Annotated in this window: 12 protein-coding genes, 2 tRNA genes and 2 pseudogenes; 11 read left to right on the top strand and 5 right to left on the bottom strand. The window is 45.0% G+C overall.

Annotation, left to right across the window (positions count from 1 at the left end):
- The 9 genes and pseudogenes from QVP40_RS03085 to QVP40_RS03045 all read left to right on the top strand — a co-directional run.
- Positions 1–192 (top strand): annotated as a pseudogene (locus QVP40_RS03085) (arginine repressor); the annotation flags it as partial.
- Between the two features lie 12 nt (positions 193–204).
- Complete coding sequence (gene recN, locus QVP40_RS03080; RefSeq protein ID WP_022067038.1) at positions 205–1,896, top strand: DNA repair protein RecN; 1,692 nt, start codon at positions 205–207, stop codon at positions 1,894–1,896.
- Between the two features lie 78 nt (positions 1,897–1,974).
- Positions 1,975–3,186 (top strand): SpoIVB peptidase, encoded by a 1,212-nt coding sequence (gene spoIVB, locus QVP40_RS03075; RefSeq protein WP_022067037.1) that lies wholly within the window; start codon positions 1,975–1,977, stop codon positions 3,184–3,186.
- 338 nt (positions 3,187–3,524) lie between these two features.
- The gene (spo0A, locus tag QVP40_RS03070) at positions 3,525–4,334 is read left to right on the top strand and encodes a sporulation transcription factor Spo0A (RefSeq protein WP_022067036.1); all 810 of its coding nucleotides are present in this window, start codon (positions 3,525–3,527) and stop codon (positions 4,332–4,334) included.
- A 57-nt stretch (positions 4,335–4,391) separates the two neighbouring features.
- On the top strand, positions 4,392–5,837 hold the full coding sequence (gene glgA / locus QVP40_RS03065) for a glycogen synthase GlgA (protein WP_022067035.1): 1,446 nt from the start codon (positions 4,392–4,394) through the stop codon (positions 5,835–5,837).
- A gap of 56 nt (positions 5,838–5,893) precedes the next feature.
- Entirely contained in the window at positions 5,894–6,079 is a 186-nt protein-coding gene (locus QVP40_RS03060) for a hypothetical protein (RefSeq protein WP_022067034.1), read from the top strand.
- A 12-nt stretch (positions 6,080–6,091) separates the two neighbouring features.
- Complete coding sequence (locus tag QVP40_RS03055; protein WP_022067033.1) at positions 6,092–6,340, top strand: spore coat protein; 249 nt, start codon at positions 6,092–6,094, stop codon at positions 6,338–6,340.
- 103 nt (positions 6,341–6,443) lie between these two features.
- Positions 6,444–8,276 (top strand): S8 family serine peptidase, encoded by a 1,833-nt coding sequence (locus tag QVP40_RS03050; RefSeq protein ID WP_022067032.1) that lies wholly within the window; start codon positions 6,444–6,446, stop codon positions 8,274–8,276.
- 189 nt (positions 8,277–8,465) lie between these two features.
- Positions 8,466–9,862: pseudogene (locus tag QVP40_RS03045) on the top strand (uracil-xanthine permease family protein).
- 57 nt (positions 9,863–9,919) lie between these two features.
- On the opposite strand, the gene QVP40_RS03040 reads toward QVP40_RS03045, so the two are convergent.
- Positions 9,920–11,152 carry a 6-phosphofructokinase gene (locus QVP40_RS03040; RefSeq protein ID WP_022067029.1) on the bottom strand — a complete coding sequence of 411 codons (1,233 nt, stop codon included), beginning with the start codon at positions 11,150–11,152 and terminating at the stop codon, positions 9,920–9,922.
- Positions 11,153–11,385: 233 nt separating this feature from the next.
- Between QVP40_RS03040 and pepT the strand changes: the two genes are divergently transcribed.
- The gene (gene pepT, locus QVP40_RS03035) at positions 11,386–12,603 is read left to right on the top strand and encodes a peptidase T (RefSeq protein ID WP_022067028.1); all 1,218 of its coding nucleotides are present in this window, start codon (positions 11,386–11,388) and stop codon (positions 12,601–12,603) included.
- Between the two features lie 48 nt (positions 12,604–12,651).
- Here the strand turns inward: pepT and pckA are convergent, their stop codons facing one another.
- The 4 genes from pckA to QVP40_RS03015 all read right to left on the bottom strand — a co-directional run bounded on the left by pckA (position 12,652) and on the right by QVP40_RS03015 (position 16,184).
- Positions 12,652–14,256 carry a phosphoenolpyruvate carboxykinase (ATP) gene (gene pckA, locus QVP40_RS03030; RefSeq protein WP_022067027.1) on the bottom strand — a complete coding sequence of 535 codons (1,605 nt, stop codon included), beginning with the start codon at positions 14,254–14,256 and terminating at the stop codon, positions 12,652–12,654.
- A gap of 576 nt (positions 14,257–14,832) precedes the next feature.
- Positions 14,833–15,894 carry an RluA family pseudouridine synthase gene (locus QVP40_RS03025; protein WP_022067026.1) on the bottom strand — a complete coding sequence of 354 codons (1,062 nt, stop codon included), beginning with the start codon at positions 15,892–15,894 and terminating at the stop codon, positions 14,833–14,835.
- A 78-nt stretch (positions 15,895–15,972) separates the two neighbouring features.
- Positions 15,973–16,043 (bottom strand) — tRNA-Trp (locus QVP40_RS03020).
- 53 nt (positions 16,044–16,096) lie between these two features.
- Positions 16,097–16,184 (bottom strand) — tRNA-Ser (locus QVP40_RS03015).
- Positions 16,185–16,316: 132 nt separating this feature from the next.
- On the opposite strand from QVP40_RS03015, the gene epsC reads away from it, so the two are divergent.
- Entirely contained in the window at positions 16,317–17,249 is a 933-nt protein-coding gene (gene epsC, locus QVP40_RS03010) for a serine O-acetyltransferase EpsC (RefSeq protein WP_022067025.1), read from the top strand.
- Positions 17,250–17,444: the final 195 nt, after the last annotated feature.

Below are 17,444 nucleotides of genomic sequence, written 5' to 3'. Positions count from 1 at the left end.
CAGGGCCAGAACATTCTGGTGATCCGTACGGTTCCCGGCATGGCAATGGGAGTAGCGGCTGCTCTGGATGCCCTGAACTGGGAGGAAATTCTTGGAAGTATTGCAGGCGACGATACGGTCATGTGCGTGGCCAGAACACTGGAAGAGGCTTCCAGTGTGGCAGAACGATTAAAAAGTATATTGCAGAAATAGGAAGGCGAGAAAATGTTAATTCATCTGCATGTAAAAAATCTTGCTCTGATCGAGGACATTGAGGTAGAGTTCGGTCCGGGGCTTAACATTCTTACAGGAGAGACAGGAGCAGGAAAGTCGGTTCTTCTTGGTTCCATGCAGCTGATCCTTGGCGGACGTACCGCCAGAGATATGATCCGCACAGGAGCTTCCTGTGCATTGGTAGAGCTTTTGTTCCAGGTAGAAAACAAAAAGGCAGAGCAGGCGCTCAATTCTCTTGGAATTTTTACAGAAGAGGGACAGGTTCTTCTTTCGCGGAAGATTATGGATGGAAGAAGCATTAATAAGATCAATGGTGAAACCTGTACCGTAGGCCAGATGAAGGCGGCGGCAGAATGTCTTCTGGACATACACGGCCAGCATGAGCATCAGTCTCTTTTGTATCAGGAGAAACAGCTGGAGATCCTGGACGCATATGGAAGAGAAAAGATACGTCCGGCAAAGGAAGCGGTCAGACAGTCCTATGAGGAATACCGCAAATATATGCGGGCTCTGAAGGAACTGGATACAGATGAAGAACAGAGAAACCGTGAAAAGGCATTTCTGGAATTTGAGATCAGTGAGATCGAGAAGGCTCATTTAGTGCCGGGTGAAGACGAGGAACTGGAAACACTTTACCGCAGGCTGAACAACGGAAAGCTGATTCTGGAAACCCTGCAGAGCGTTCACAGCCTTACCGGGTATGATTCCGGACAGGGGGCCGGAGAGGCGGTCGGAACCGGAGTACGGGAGCTTTTAAGGGTGACAGAGTACGACACGCAGCTGGAATCTATGGCAGAGACTCTTCAGGAGATCGACGGGCTTCTCAATGATTTTAACAGAGAGCTTTCTTCCTATGTGGAGGATTTAAGCTTTGATGATGAAACCTTTTATGAGACAGAAAAACGTCTGGATCAGATCAACGGGCTGAAGGCAAAATACGGACGTACCATAGAGGAAATCCTGGAATATCAGAATACACAGCAGCAAAAACTGGAAAAGCTTGCCAGATATGAAGAAAATTTCCTGGAAGCCCGGCAAAATCTGAAAAAAGCAGAAGAGCAGCTGGAAAAAGATTCGTATGTTTTATCAGAAATCAGGAAAGACTACAGTAAGACATTAACAGAAAAGATTATTGAAGGTCTGAGGGATCTGAACTTTCTTGATGTAAAATTCCGGATTGATTTTCAGAGAAAGCAGGAGTTTACAGATAACGGCTATGACAGCATTGAATATGAAATCTCCACAAATCCCGGCGAGAGTGTGAAGCCTCTGGGAAGGATCGTTTCCGGCGGTGAGCTGTCCAGGATCATGCTGGCGATAAAAGCGATTCTTGCAGACAGAGATCAGATTGAAACACTGATCTTTGATGAGATTGATACAGGAATCAGTGGAAGGACGGCTCAGAAGGTATCCGAAAAAATGGCTGTCATCGGAAGCTGCCATCAGGTTCTGTGCATCACGCACCTTCCCCAGATTGCGGCAATGGCAGACACTCATTTTGAGATCGAAAAACATCAGAAGGGAAGCGAGACGATCACAGAGATCCATCCCCTTGGTGAAAGGGAATCGGTCCGTGAGCTTGCCAGACTTCTGGGCGGAGCGGAGATCACGGAGGCTGTTCTCAAAAATGCAATGGAAATGAAAGAATTGGCACAAGTACATAAAAATACAAGAGTGAAATAGAAATATTCACCGCATAATAAGAGAGGATGACAGAAAAGGTTATTCTCTCTTTTTTATTATGCGAAAGGATGTGACAGAATGAACAGAAGAGGAAGATACAGAAAATTTCTTTTCTGGTGTCTCGGGCTGGATGTACTTGCTATGAGCTGGCTGGGATACCGTTATATGGACCGCAAGGTTCCTGATGAGATACATGTGTCAGAGAGCAGTGCCCATGAGGTACAGAAGCTTCTGGAGCATCCTCTGCTGGAATTTGAGGATGCGATCACTGTGTCTGGAGAAGGCAGTTATCTGCTGCCCTGCAGGCTTCTGGGAATGATACCCTTTAAGGATATCAAAGTGACTCCCACAGAGGCCAGTTCTGTGTATGTAAGCGGAAGTACAGTGGGAATTTATATGGAAACAGAGGGCGTTTTGATCATTGATACAGGAGAGATCCTGTGTGAAGGAGGAACTGCAAGGGAGCCGGCAAAAAATATTGTCAGACCCGGAGATTATATTGTGGCATTTAATGAACAGAAGGTAAGCAACAAAAAGGAACTGATGGAGGATCTGGAAATTCTGGACGGAGAGGATGTGATTCTGGATGTTATAAGAAACGGAGAAAAAATTCCTGTGTCACTGACTCCTGTAAAGGATGCCGGAGGAGAATACAAGCTGGGTATCTGGGTACGGGACAATACCCAGGGCATCGGAACCCTCACCTTCGTGGACGAAAAAGGCCGTTACGGCGCCCTGGGTCATGGAATCAGTGATGTGGATACAGGGGAGCTTCTTCATATCAGCAAAGGGGCGTTATATCAGGCGGAGATCCTGGGTATCCAGAAAGGAAAGAGCGGAAGTCCGGGAGAGCTGTCCGGGCTCATACGCTATGAACCCGGCCAGATTATAGGCGCTATTGACACGAACAGCAAAAATGGTATTTACGGTTCTTTTTATGACAGAAGAGCCGGAATTCCGGTGAAAAAAACAGAAGTGGCTTATAAACAGGAACTGGAAGTCGGACCGGCGTCCATTCTCTGCTGTGTGGATGGAAGCGTAAAGGAATATGACGCGGAAATTACCAGGATTGACATGAACCATGAAGATACAAACAAAAGCTTTGTGATCCATGTGACAGATCCTGAGCTTCTGGAGATCACAGGCGGTATTGTTCAGGGAATGAGCGGAAGTCCCATACTTCAGAAGGGTAAATTTGCCGGAGCAGTGACACATGTATTTGTACAGGATTCAACAAGCGGATATGGTATTTTTGCAGAGACCATGCTGGAAAATATAAAAAACAAGTAACGCTTCAGAAAAAACAGATACAGGAAACAGGACAGAAAACAGGACAGAAAACCTGTTTTTGTGGGAAATGTAGAAAAATAGAAGAACAGGTCAAAACAGCGGAAACCCTCATAAAACTGCACAAAACCAGGAATTAAAACCAGGCGGGAATGTGGTTTTATGGGGTAAAATGTACTTAAATCTCGAAAGAAGGCGAAAGAAAAACCGGCATTTCACCCAGTTTCGGCTTGATTTCGCCTGTGATGTTCTACTATAATAGCTGTGACATGAAAGAGTAAACGAAAATTCACCACAGCTGTGGAAGGTTGGCTGTGAAAAATGAGGAGGGAATTGGTCTTATGGAGAAACTAAATGTAGCAGTTGCAGATGATAACGAGAAAATGGTAGAAGTACTGGGGCGAATGATTGAAGAGGATCATGATCTGAAACTGGTGGGGAAAGCGCACAACGGAGAAGAAATTTGTAATATCATCAGAGAAAAAGAACCGGATGTAGTCATCCTGGATATTATCATGCCGAAGATGGACGGACTTACAGTTATGGAACAGTGCAGCCATGATCAGACGGTAAAGAAACTGCCGTCTTTTATTGTAGTTTCGGCAGTGGGGCAGGAAAGGATCACAGAGGATGCCTTTAATCTGGGAGCAGATTATTATATGCTGAAGCCTTTTGACAATCAGGTGCTTCTGAACCGGATCAAACATCTGCGCCGATTTGGAGACAGAAGAAACCGTGAGCCGCTTCTGCGTCAGGCAGTGCAGGAAGAAAAGGCGGATTACGGAACGCATAATCTGGAGGGAGATGTGACAAATATCATCCATGAGATCGGAGTTCCTGCGCATATCAAGGGATATCAGTATCTGAGAGATGCCATTATCCTGGCAGTCAATGATATGGAAATGCTGAATTCTATTACCAAGGTTCTGTATCCTACCATTGCCAAGAAACATCAGACAACCCCAAGCAGGGTGGAACGTGCCATCCGTCATGCCATAGAAGTGGCGTGGAGCAGAGGCAAGATGGACACCATTGACGAGCTGTTTGGATATACGGTAAGCACAGGCAAAGGCAAGCCTACGAATTCAGAATTTATTGCCCTGATCGCAGACAAGATTCGGCTGGAATACAAAAAACACTCTTTTAAATAAAAGTGAATTGGGGTATAATAAAAATAACTTCAAGCCACTAAGGAGGGGTATTTACAGATGAAAAGGATTTTATTTGCAACATCAGAGGCAGTACCGTTTATTAAAACAGGAGGTTTGGCAGATGTAGCGGGAACACTTCCGAAATATTTTGATAAACGCTATTTTGATATCCGTGTCATCCTTCCGAAATATGCCTGCATGAAGCAGGAATGGAAAGATAAAATGGAATACGTGACCCATTTTTATATGGATCTTGGTTTTAAGAACTGCTATGTGGGCATTATGCAGATGCAGTATGATGGGATTCAGTTTTACTTTATTGACAATGAATATTATTTTAGCGGTCCAAAGCCCTATGACAGCGCTCCGTGGGATCTGGAAAAATTTGCATTTTTCTCAAAAGCGGTTCTTTCCGTACTTCCTGTGATCGGCTTTCGCCCGGATGTGATCCATTGTCATGACTGGCAGACAGGTCTTGTTCCTGTGTATCTTCATGATTCTTTCCAGCAGAATGAATTTTTCAGAGGGATCCGCACAGTTATGACTATCCATAACCTGAAATTCCAGGGAGTATGGGATGTAAAAACAGTAAGGGAGATCACAGGTCTTTCTGATTATTATTTTGCTCCAGATAAACTGGAAGCATACAGAGACGCCAATTTCCTGAAGGGCGGAATTGTTTTTGCGGATGCGGTAACTACTGTAAGTAATACATACGCAGAAGAAATTAAAACGCCGTTTTACGGAGAGGGCCTGGATGGGCTGATGTGCGCCCGATCCAACAGCCTGAGAGGAATTGTAAACGGAATTGACTATGATGTATTTAATCCGGAAACAGATCCTTTTATCACTCAGAATTACAACGCCCGTAATTTCCGCAAGGAAAAAATAAAAAATAAACTTCAGCTCCAGAAAGACCTGGGACTTGAGGTTGATCCAAAGGTAATGATGATCGGAATCGTATCCCGTCTCACAGACCAGAAGGGCTTTGATCTTATTGCCTATGTGATGGATGAAATGTGCCAGGATGCCGTTCAGTTTGTGATCCTCGGAACCGGAGACGAGCGCTACGAAAATATGTTCCGTCATTTTGACTGGAAGTACCACGGAAAGGTTTCTGCTCAGATCTATTATGACGAGCCGATGTCCCACCGCATTTATGCAGCGTCGGATGCGTTCCTGATGCCGTCTCTGTTTGAGCCCTGCGGCCTCAGCCAGCTGATGAGCCTTCGTTACGGAACACTGCCGATCGTTCGCGAAACAGGCGGTCTTAAGGATACGGTTCAGCCTTACAATGAGTTTGAGGGAACAGGAACCGGATTCAGCTTCCGAAACTATAATGCCCATGAGATGATGGACACTGTGAGAAATGCAGAGAGAGTATTCTATGACAACAAGAGAGAATGGAACAAGCTGGTAGACCGCGCTATGGCGGCGGATTTCTCCTGGGGTCATTCTGCAAGCCAGTATGAGGAAATGTACAACTGGCTCATCGGCGAATAAAAATCTGATTTTCTGAGATACTATCTTTTGTAACATAATATTGAGGAGGTAGTATCATGACAGAGATTTCAGAACTTGATTTACAGAATCTGCGTCACCTGATCGGCGGATTTGACACCACACACTGTAAAATGCAGGACTATGCACAGAAAGCAGAGGATATGGAAGTAAAACAGTTTTTCCAGAAATCCGCGCAGTCCGCACAGCAGACAAAGCAGCAGCTTATGCAGTTTTTACAGTAGGAGGTGGCACAGATGAACGAAAAAACAATGGTAGCAGATACGCTGGCAGGTATTAACGGAGAGCTTGTCCGTTATGGTGAAATGATTCCTCAGACAGAGAATCCGGAACTGAAGCAGACTCTGAAGCAGATCCGTAACCAGTGCGAGATGTCTCAGGAAGAGATTTACAGAATTGCCCGGACAAAGGGCTATTATGTACCGGCTGCAAAGGCAACCAGAGAAGAAGTAGAACATGTCCGTTCTGTGTTAAATCAGGGCTGACAGCATGTGTAAAAAAGGCTTCCGCAGAAAGATCTGCGGGAGCTTTTTTACACATATTGTAAGAAGAACAGCATAGGCTGATAAAAAGTGTACTGGAGAAGATATGCTGAAAAAAGAAGACTATGAGCCCGGATTATGGACAGAAGAGAAAAATCTGACTGTGGAGGAAACAAGACTGCCTTTTACAGAGGAACTGGCAGGTGTGGTTCCTCAGCCGGAAGAAAACAGGGAAATACCTGATGAAATGAAGGTAGTTCCTGCCCAGAATGAAAGCTATCAGAACTTTATTATCCGGTATAGCCGCAATGTTGACGGAGCTGTCAACTATGAGTCGGACAGGAGCTTTCAGATTATCAATGAGCTTTTTGGAGTCATCTATATACCGGCTTCTCAGGTGCCGGAATCTGTGCTCAACAGCTATTCTTACTCTTCCATTCCCAAGTGTTATACATATATGGATCAGGGCGGCCTGAATGCCTCAGGTATCAACCGGCTTCATGAACATCCGTATTTGAAGCTGAGGGGAGCCGGAACCTTGATTGCGATTATTGATTCCGGGATCGACTATACTCATCCGGCATTTCGAAATGGGAACCAGAGCCGGATTGTAAGCATCTGGGATCAGAGCCTTCCTTCAGGAGAATCAGAGGAAGTGCCCTATGGACAGGTTTTTACCCGGCAGGAGATCAACAGAGCCCTGCAGTCCGAAAATCCGCAGGAAATCGTTCCTTCTGCAGACATTAACGGACACGGGACACGGCTTGCTTCCATAGCAGCGGGAAACAGGAATCTGGAAGAGGGCGTTTCCGGGGCAGCGCCGGAGGCGGAGCTGGTAATTGTAAAGCTGAAGCCTGCCAAGGAATATCTCAGAGAGCTGTATCTGATCCCTCCTGAGGCTGAGGTGTTTCAGGAGGATGATATTATGCTTGGGATTTCCTATGCAATAAAATGCGCCCTGCGTTATCAGAAACCTCTGTCTGTGTGCGTGGGTCTGGGAAGCAGCCAGGGCTCTCACAGAGGAGACGGCCCTTTAAGTCAGTATATCAGCAGTATCGCTGATTTTACCCAGAACTGTGTATCTGTGGCAGCCGGAAACGAAGGACTGGCAAGACGTCATTATATGGGGATTCTAGACGAAAAAACCACTTCTGATATTCTGGAGCTGAGAGTGGGGGCAAAGGAAGCGGTACATGGATTTTCCATGGAATTCTGGGGAGAGGCATCGGACTTTTATCATGTAACCATTCAGTCTCCAACAGGGGAGAGGCTGCAGGTAAGCAGCGCTCTGAAATACGGGACTCAGGAGCTGTCGTTTGTGTTTGTGGAAACAAAGGTGATGGTAAATTATGTTCCAATTGAAAGGAGATCCGGAAACACGCTGATTTTTTTTCGGTTTCTCCATCCGGCAGAGGGAATCTGGAAACTGGAAACTTCAGGAAGGCTGAACAGTTCTGCAAGATTTCATGTATGGCTTCCTGTACAGGGGATGATCTCAGAGGAGACGTATTTTCTGGAGTCATCTCCGGAGTATACGGTCACTGCGCCGGGAGACGCGGTAAATGGAATGACTGTGACTGCCTATCAGTACAGAGACGACAGCCTTTACAGCAAAGCCAGCAGAGGCTACAACACGGATAATGTGGTAAAGCCTGATTTTGCAGCACCAGGGGTGGATATGAAAGCTGCAGCTTCAGGGCCTGCAGGAACGTACACACAGTCATCGGGAACAAGTCTTGCAGCGGCGCAGACCTCAGGCATTGCAGCTCTTTTATTTGAATGGGCCATTATCCGTGGCAACGAGCCTTTTTTTTCCGGAAACAGTGTAAAAAATTATCTGAGAAGAGGGGCGGTCAGAGAAGAAGATATGCAGTATCCAAATCCGGAATGGGGGTATGGAAGAATAGACCTGTATCACACCTTTGAGCTCCTTACTTAATGAAACAGATCACTCAGTGATGATAACCGGGAAATGAATATTTACTAAAAAAGTACACAAAAATCCTTCCTGTTTTTTGGTGATATTTTATACAAAAACTTTTAGATAACCTAATTGTTTTTATGCATTCTGTCTGGTATAATAAGCAAAGCAGTATTATTTGTATGAGAAAAGGAACGGGAGGTTTTTATGAAACGAGGGAGTATTTTTGAGCTGGATGGGGTACCCAGGCTGCGGGAAGCCTGTCCCCTGGCTCTCCAGCATGTAGTTGCAATGATCGTTGGCTGTGTTACGCCGGCAATTATTGTGGCAGGAGCCGCAGCAGGCGGTCTGAATTCAAAAGACCGTGTAATTTTGATACAGGCTTCTCTGCTTATGTCCGGGCTTGCTACGCTGATTCAGCTTTTTCCCATTGGAAAACGAGGGAAATTTGCAATTGGTTCAGGCCTTCCCATGATCATGGGAGTAAGCTTTGCCTATGTGCCGAGTATGCAGGCTATTGCAGAAGGCTATGGGATTGCTACGATTTTTGGAGCACAGATCGTAGGTGGTATTGTGGCCCTTATTATGGGACTTCTGGTAAAAAAGATCCGTGTATTTTTCCCGCCTCTGATCACAGGAACCGTTGTGTTCACCATAGGTCTGTCTCTGTATCCTACGGCCATTAACTATATGGCAGGGGGAGTAGGGAGCGAAAACTATGGAGCATGGCAGAACTGGCTGGTTGCGTTTTTTACTCTTGCAGTAGTGACTGCTCTGAACCATTTTGGAAAAGGAATCTGGAAACTGGCTTCTATTCTTATTGGAATTATTGCAGGCTACATTGTGTCGATTCCGTTTGGAATGGTGAATCTTTCCAGCGTAGGTGAGGCGGGCATGTTCCAGGTTCCGGAATTTATGCATTTTGGGATAGAATTTGAGATCTCTTCCTGCGTGGCTATAGGGCTTTTGTTTGCAATTAATTCTGTTCAGGCGATCGGCGATTATTCTGCAACCACCATCGGAGCAATGAACCGGACACCTAAGGACGGAGAGCTTCAAAGCGGTATTGTGGCCTATGGACTGACGAATATTTTAAGCGCATGCTTTGGATGCCTGCCAACAGCGACCTACAGCCAGAATGTCGGTATTGTCACCACAACAAAAGTTATTAACCGCTGTGTTCTGGGGCTGGCAGCAGTGATTCTTGCAGTAGCGGGAATTGTTCCGAAGTTTTCAGCCCTGCTCACTACGATTCCTCAGTGTGTACTGGGAGGAGCAACGGTTTCTGTTTTTGCCTCTATAGCAATGACCGGAATGAAGCTGGTGGCTTCTGCGGAAATGGATTGGATTACCGCAATTCCTCGATCGTAGGTCTTGCAGCAGCTCTGGGAGTAGGCGTTTCTCAGGCAACGGCAGCGCTTTCTACGTTTCCGGCATGGGTTACTACAATATTCGGAAAATCTCCGGTAGTGCTTGCAACAATAATCGCTGTACTTCTGAATGTGATCCTTCCAAAAAGCAGGGATGAGAAAAAAGAAGAAGAGCGAAAGCAAAAAGAAGTAGAAGAACAATTAGAGAGAGATCATAAAGAATTTTCAGAATAACAAAATCAAGAAAGAAGCTGCTTATATGTCAGCTTCTTTCTTGATTTTTCGTATATTTTATTTTCTGTAAACAAATACCGGAAGACCGTCTTCGCCCAGAGGTACATTGACACTGCCCTGAACAAGGGGGGTTACATATTTTATAAATTCTTCAGATACATCAGAACCGTTTTCTGTGATCCATTCAGCCGGAACTTCTTTTTCTTCATTGCAGATCAGATTTACATCTTCCAGTCCACATTCCATTTGATAGGATCCGTCTTCAGCCTGACGGCGTACAAAAGAGACCATTTTGCCTGTTTCGCCATTTAAAGCAGCCTGAACACCGAAACGTCCGGCGGAAACCGCCTCTTTTTGATCAGCGGCGGAGATAAGAGAAGCAGAGCAGCGCTGGCTTACATTCAGCTCTACAGAACGGGCTTTTACTCCAAGACGGTCACGAACCAGATTTTCCAGATATTTTCCGCAGCCTGCAAGCATTTTGTGACCAAAGGTATCTGTACCTACAGAACTGTCATACTCACAGATAAAGGTACCGTCCGCATCATGGATTCCTTCGGAAACACACACAACTACATTGCAGTTTTTTTCAAAAGCACTTTCTACATCTTTGAGGAATTTTTCTGTATCAAAAGCGCTTTCCGGGAGATAAATAAAGAAAGGATTGTCGCCTTTGTACTTGCGGGCAAGGGCAGAGGCAGCAGTAAGCCAGCCGGCGTGACGTCCCATGATCTCAATAATGGTTACGGATTTTTTTTCATAAACGCTGGCATCCAAAGTGATCTCGCGTACTGTTGATGCCACATATTTTGCGGCGCTTCCGTATCCCGGAGTATGATCGGTATGTACAAGGTCATTGTCAATGGTTTTAGGCTCGCCGATCACGCGAATAGAGCTGCCTGTCTTAGCAGCGTATCTGGAGAGCTTACTTACAGTGTCCATGGAGTCATTTCCCCCGATATAGAAGAACCAGCCGATATTCATTTCCTCGAATTTTTGGAAAAGAAGAGGGTAAACCGGATCTTCCAGAGATTCCGGCAGTTTGTAACGGCAGGAACCAAGATAAGCGCCTGGTGTGTGTTTCAGATAATCCAGCTGTTCACCGGGTAGAGCTTCACGGAAATTCAGAATCCTGTCCTCAAGAAAGCCTTCGATTCCGTTTACCATACCGTAAACTTCGCCAATCTCATCAGAATGAGCAATTCCCTCGGAAACCACTCCGTAAAGACTGCTGTTGATCACTGCTGTAGGGCCGCCGGACTGTCCGACGATCAGATTCTTTTTTGTCATTTTGTACCTCCGATATGGATAATTGTAGGATTTCCCACTGATGCAAGTATACCATATGAAGAAGGGAATGACAAACAGAGAAAAAGGCGGACTGGAAACCAATGGATCGGAATAGAGCAAGGATTCGTTGTATTTTAAACACTCTTATATTATAATGAGTTTATTCAGAAAACAGCTGCGGCCTTTGTCCGGAAGGCTTCACTGTAAATCAAGCATCAGAACAGGAGAATGACATGAGAGCATATGAGAGATTTTTGAATTATGTAAAAATCCACACAACAAGTGATGAAAACAGCAATACAACGCCAAGCACCAGACGTCAGTTTGATCTTGCAGAGATTCTTGCAGAGGAAATGAAAAAGCTTGGAGTGAAAGACGTCAGGGTGGATGAAAACTGTTATGTATACGGGACTGTTCCGGCAACACCGGGATATGAAGACAAACCTGCGATCGGCCTGATCGCTCATCTGGATACTGCCCCGGATTTTTGCGGAGAACATGTAAATCCTCAGATACACAGAAATTATAATGGAGAGGATGTAACGCTTGGAGACAGCGGAAAGGTGCTTTCTGTTAAGACCTTTCCTCATCTGAAAGAGCTGAAGGGAAGAACACTGATCACTACGGATGGAACCACTCTTCTGGGGGCAGATGACAAAGCCGGAATCGCAGAGATCATGACAGTTGCAGAAGAGCTGCTGAAGGGAACCATGCCTCACGGAAAGATATGTATTGCTTTTACACCGGATGAAGAGGTGGGAAGCGGCGCAGATAAATTGGATATTCCGGCATTTGGAGCCCAGTATGCCTATACTGCAGACGGCGGCTGTGAAAATGAGATTGTATACGAGAATTTTAATGCCAGCGAGGCAGTGTTTAAAATCAGAGGATTTAATATTCATCCAGGCGAAGCCAGGAACAAAATGATAAATGCGGCTCTTGTGGGAATGGAGATCAACAGTATGCTTCCAAATCTGGAAACACCTGCACATACAGAGCTGTATGAAGGCTTTTTCCATCTCTGTGAGATGGAAGGCACTGTGGAGAATGCAACGCTTCAGTATATTATCCGTGATCACAGCGCAGCCTCTTTTGAGGCAAGAGAAAATACTCTGAGACATATTGAAAAAATCATGAATGAAAAATACGGTCAGGGAACAGTAAGCCTTGAAATTCATGAGCAGTATCGCAACATGATAGAAAAAGTAGCGCCGTGTATGCAGCTTGTGGATTATGCAAAGGATGCGATCAGAGAACTGGGAATGGAGCCCAATACAGATCCGATCCGCGGAGGCACAGACGGAGCTCAGCTTAGTTTCCGGGGGCTTCCCTGTCCGAATCTTGGAACAGGCGGCTATGCTTTCCACGGCCCTTATGAGCATATCACAGCAGAGGGAATGGATACAGCGGTTCATGTGATGCTGGGAATTTTAAAGAGATTTGCACAGTAACAAAAAAAGGATGTGAGCAATCACATCCTTTTTTGTCAGTTATAAGAATTATTCCTGAGGACCTGCTGAAACAAGAGCTTTGCCGGCTTCGTTTCCTTCGTATTTAGCGAAGTTCTTAACGAATCTCTGTGCAAGGTCTTTTGCTTTTACTTCCCACTCAGAAGCGTCTGCGTAGGTGTCACGAGGATCAAGAATGTTTGTATCAACGCCCGGAAGCTCTGTCGGAACTTCGAAGTTGAAGTGCGGGATAGTCTTGGTCGGTGCGTTGTTGATGTCTCCGTTAAGGATTGCATCGATGATACCACGGGTATCTTTGATGGAGATACGTTTTCCGGAGCCGTTCCATCCTGTATTTACAAGATAAGCTTTAGCGCCGTTTGCTTCCATCTTCTTAACAAGCTCCTCAGCGTATTTTGTCGGATGAAGCTCAAGGAAAGCCTGTCCGAAGCAAGCGGAGAAGGTAGGTGTAGGCTCAGTGATTCCACGCTCTGTACCAGCAAGTTTAGCTGTGAAGCCAGACAGGAAGTAGTACTGAGTCTGCTCCGGTGTAAGAACAGATACTGGAGGCAGTACGCCGAAAGCATCTGCAGAAAGGAAGATTACGTTCTTAGCTGCAGGAGCTGCGGAAACCGGACGAACAATATTGTCGATGTGGTCGATCGGGTAGGAAACACGAGTGTTTTCTGTTACGCTCTTATCAGCGAAGTCGATCTTTCCGTCTTTGTCAAGAGTAACGTTCTCAAGAAGAGCGTTGCGTCTGATCGCATTGTAGATATCCGGCTCAGATTCTTTGTCAAGGTTGATAACCTTTGCGTAGCATCCGCCCTCAAAGTTGAAGATACCGTTGTCATCCCAGCCATGCTCGTCATCACCGATCAGAAGACGTTTCGGGTCTGTGGAAAGAGTTGTTTTACCTGTTCCGGAAAGTCCGAAGAAGATAGCTGTGTTTTCACCGTTCATATCTGTGTTTGCAGAGCAGTGCATGGAAGCGATGCCCTTAAGCGGCAGATAGTAGTTCATCATGGAGAACATACCTTTTTTCATTTCTCCGCCGTACCATGTGTTCAGGATAACCTGCTCACGGCTTGTGATGTTGAAAAGAACTGCTGTCTCAGAGTTCAGACCAAGTTCTTTGTAGTTTTCTACTTTAGCTTTGGAAGCGTTGTATACTACGAAATCCGGCTCAAAGTTCTCAAGCTCTTCCTCAGTAGGAATGATGAACATGTTCTTTACGAAATGTGCCTGCCAAGCCACTTCAACGATGAAACGGATAGCCATACGTGTGTCGTGGTTAGCGCCGCAGAAAGCATCTACTACGAAAAGTCTCTTATTGGAGAGCTCTTTCAGAGCAAGATCTTTACAGCTGTCCCATGCTTCCTGGGAAGCCGGATGGTTGTCGTTTTTGTACTCATCGGAAGTCCACCATACAGTATCTTTGGAGTTTTCATCCATAACGATGAATTTGTCTTTAGGTGAACGGCCTGTATAGATACCAGTCATAACGTTGACTGCGCCAAGTTCACTTTCCTGACCTTTTTCAAAGCCTTCAAGCTCCGGTTTTGTTTCCTCTTCGAATAACATTTCATAAGAAGGATTGTGTACGATTTCTGTGGTTCCGGTAATGCCGTACTTGGTTAAATCAATTTTTGCCATCTTACATTTACCTCTTTTCTTAAAATAGTAATAGGATAACAGCCTGACTGTCAGACCTTATGTTATCTTGTGAAAGAAGTGGAACTATAGCTTTCCTCTATATATTATACATAAATGCGGGACAAAATCAACCGGAAAAATAATTTTTTAACAATGTAAAAATGCAAGAAAAATACTTCTGAGACAAAATTGGATGAAAATTATCTGAAATACAGATGTAATACAATTACAACATGGGGAATTTTGTTATAATGGCAGAAATCAAAGGGATTTTACAGGAGAAAAAGTATTCTGGAGGGATGCGGATAAGATGTGGAAGAGTATCAGGTGATATAAAGGTTTACATGAGATAAATGAAAATGCAGCAGTAAGAAATGTCATAATGATGAGTTTCTGTATCTGTGTCAGTTTCTGGAACAGCTTCAAAATGATAAAGTACAGATGGCAGGAAACTGTGGATACATGAAAAAGGTTTTTGCTGCGGCAGCCCTGTGTACAGGTGTTACCGGCAAAAAAAAGTTAAGTCACACAAACACGGCAGGTAAGATTTTCCTGTCGTGTTTGTGCGGAGAAGGCTTATGGAAGATATTTTGCCAGGGAAGAAAAATCCTCCGGCAGGGGAGCCTCCAATATAAGATGTTTGTCCTCAAAAGGATGTTCCAGAGAGAGCTTCCAGGCATGAAGGGCAGCTCTTGTAAAGGAAAAGGACACAGGGGATTCTCCGGTGTTTCCGTATAAGGTATCTCCCAGAAGGGGATGGCCTGTGGATTTCATGTGTACACGGATCTGGTGAGTCCGTCCGGTATCCAGGAAGAGGGAAACGAGAGACCAGTCAGCAGTACTGTGAAGTACCTGATAATGGGTGACGGCAGTTTTAAAATTTCCACCCGGAGGCGACTGAGGATGTTGCTGTGAAGGACTTTTTTCAAGATCTACAGGAAAGCTGCCAAAGGTAAAGTCATCTGACAGCAATACGGTCATTTGCCGGGGATCATAAGGATCCGGGCCAATGGGAAGACTGATGGTGTGTCCCTGTGACAAAAGCGCAGAAGAGGACGGATGCACAGTTTTTTCAGCACAGGGATCAACAGGCAGGCATCCGGATACCACTGCCAGATACTGCTTTTTCAGATGATTGTGGCAGCGCTGGGCCTGCAGTCTGGCAGCAGCCGTCTGATTTTTGGCAAAAATTACGATTCCCGAGGTTTCCCGGTCCAGTCTACCTACAGGGCGGATGACGATCTTTTCTTTTTTGGAACGGAAGTACCAGGAAACCTGATTGGAAAGACTGTCACGATAATGACAGCCGGAAGGATGGGTGACAATTCCGGCAGGCTTGTTTACCGCCAACAGATCCTGGTCTTCATACAGAATTTCCAGAGGCGGCAGAGCAGACTCAGAAGGGGAGGCCAGATGCCCGGAACTTAAACCGGATTCTTCCAGACATACAGTAATCATATCTCCCGGATAAACAGATTCTGTGACCCGGCAGCGGATCCCGTTTTTGAGAATTCCCTGTGGGCGGAATTTTGCCCGGGAAATCTGATTTTTTGTCAGGCCTCCCTGTGAGCGCAGAACCTGGCCCACTGTGTAGAAGCCGGAATCTTTATTTACAGTAAAGGTAAGAAAACGTTCCATATGTTTCCTCCTGAGAGTTTATCGGCGGTAAAATAAAATATCCGGAATTCATGTCAGAATTCCGGATATCCGTAAAAGCAGGGGATGAGAGAATCGAACTCCCACCAAAGGTTTTGGAGACCCCTATCATACCATTTGACCAATCCCCTATATGTGCATCAAACAAAAACTATTATACTATGAAAAAATCTGTTTGTCAAGACGGAGATGGAGGGATTTGAACCCTCGCGCCGGTTGCCCGGCCTACCGCATTTCGAGTGCGGACCCTTCAGCCACTTGGGTACATCTCCATGACAGATTTTATTATATCGGCTGGCCCGGGGAAAGTCAAATTATTTTTGGAATCTGTTTCTGTTCCTTGACGCACAGAAAAAGCTATACTATATTATAAGATAAAAAGATTTCAGCAGACAGGAGGAATTATGAGCAGAAAAAAAGAAGCAGTTTTAAAAGCTGCAGAAAGTCTTACAGAAAATTATGACAGGGAAGAGCTGTTTATGCCGAAAAACGGAAGAAGCCTTCCTAACAGATCTGTGATCATTGATCTGGTGAGAAATCTCCGGTCTGTGATATTTCCGGGATATTTTGGTGAGGATACAGCGGCAAGGCTGTTTCCGGAGCAGTTTACAGCATTTCTTCTGAATGATTTTTATGACAGACTGAAAAGTCAGGTGGAAATTGCATTTCTTTATGCTGACCAGGATATACAGAAGGAAGAGGCCTGCGCCAGGGCAGAAGCCATTTGTGATGATTTTTTTGAAAAGCTTCCGGAAGTACAGAAAAAACTTCTGAAGGATGTACAGGCGGGATTTGACGGAGACCCGGCGGCAAAAAGCAAGGAAGAGATTATATTTTCTTATCCTGGGCTGTTTGCTATCTATGTATATCGTCTGGCTCATATTCTTTATATGGAAAAGGTTCCGTATATTCCACGTATCATGACAGAATATGCTCATGGAAAAACCGGAATCGACATCAATCCCGGAGCAACTATTGGAGATTACTTTTTTATTGATCATGGTACCGGAGTTGTTATTGGCGAGACAACGGAAATCGGCAAAAATGTAAAACTGTATCAGGGAGTAACCCTGGGAGCTCTTTCTACCAGACAGGGACAGCAGCTTGCAGATGTGAAACGTCATCCTACTATCGGGGATAATGTGACGATTTATTCTAATTCTACTGTTCTTGGCGGAGAAACAGTGATCGGCGAGAATACGATCATAGGTGGAAATACATTTATTACTTCCTCTATTCCTGCCAATACTAAGGTAAGCGCTAAAAGCCCGGAGCTTGTGATCAAAAAGCCAAGGAACACAGTTTCCAAAGCGGATGTATGGGATTGGGAAAACTAATCTGATCCGGAAAGAAAGCAACGGAAAACAGGAGCTGCTGTATCAGCCTGCAGAACAGCAGTTCCTGTAATAAAATAATAAAGCCGGAATGCAAAATAAGCTTCCGGAAGTGTGAAGAAGAACCGGAAGTTACTTTTACATTTCTCACCAAAAAAATAAAAAAATAAAAATAAATTTTTTTAAAAAAAGTGTTGA

It is taken from the genome of Blautia sp. CAG:257 (assembly GCF_000433815.1).
GTDB classification, from domain to species: domain Bacteria; phylum Bacillota; class Clostridia; order Lachnospirales; family Lachnospiraceae; genus Blautia_A; species Blautia_A caecimuris.
This window is presented reverse-complemented; position numbering and strand designations above follow the sequence as displayed.

Coding starts and splice junctions, on each gene's coding strand:
- recN (WP_022067038.1), top strand. CDS start 205: ATGTTAATTCATCTGCATGTAAAAAATCTTGCTCTGATCGAGGACATT.
- spoIVB (WP_022067037.1), top strand. CDS start 1,975: ATGAACAGAAGAGGAAGATACAGAAAATTTCTTTTCTGGTGTCTCGGG.
- spo0A (WP_022067036.1), top strand. CDS start 3,525: ATGGAGAAACTAAATGTAGCAGTTGCAGATGATAACGAGAAAATGGTA.
- glgA (WP_022067035.1), top strand. CDS start 4,392: ATGAAAAGGATTTTATTTGCAACATCAGAGGCAGTACCGTTTATTAAA.
- QVP40_RS03060 (WP_022067034.1), top strand. CDS start 5,894: ATGACAGAGATTTCAGAACTTGATTTACAGAATCTGCGTCACCTGATC.
- QVP40_RS03055 (WP_022067033.1), top strand. CDS start 6,092: ATGAACGAAAAAACAATGGTAGCAGATACGCTGGCAGGTATTAACGGA.
- QVP40_RS03050 (WP_022067032.1), top strand. CDS start 6,444: ATGCTGAAAAAAGAAGACTATGAGCCCGGATTATGGACAGAAGAGAAA.
- QVP40_RS03040 (WP_022067029.1), bottom strand. CDS start 11,152: ATGACAAAAAAGAATCTGATCGTCGGACAGTCCGGCGGCCCTACAGCA.
- pepT (WP_022067028.1), top strand. CDS start 11,386: ATGAGAGCATATGAGAGATTTTTGAATTATGTAAAAATCCACACAACA.
- pckA (WP_022067027.1), bottom strand. CDS start 14,256: ATGGCAAAAATTGATTTAACCAAGTACGGCATTACCGGAACCACAGAA.
- QVP40_RS03025 (WP_022067026.1), bottom strand. CDS start 15,894: ATGGAACGTTTTCTTACCTTTACTGTAAATAAAGATTCCGGCTTCTAC.
- epsC (WP_022067025.1), top strand. CDS start 16,317: ATGAGCAGAAAAAAAGAAGCAGTTTTAAAAGCTGCAGAAAGTCTTACA.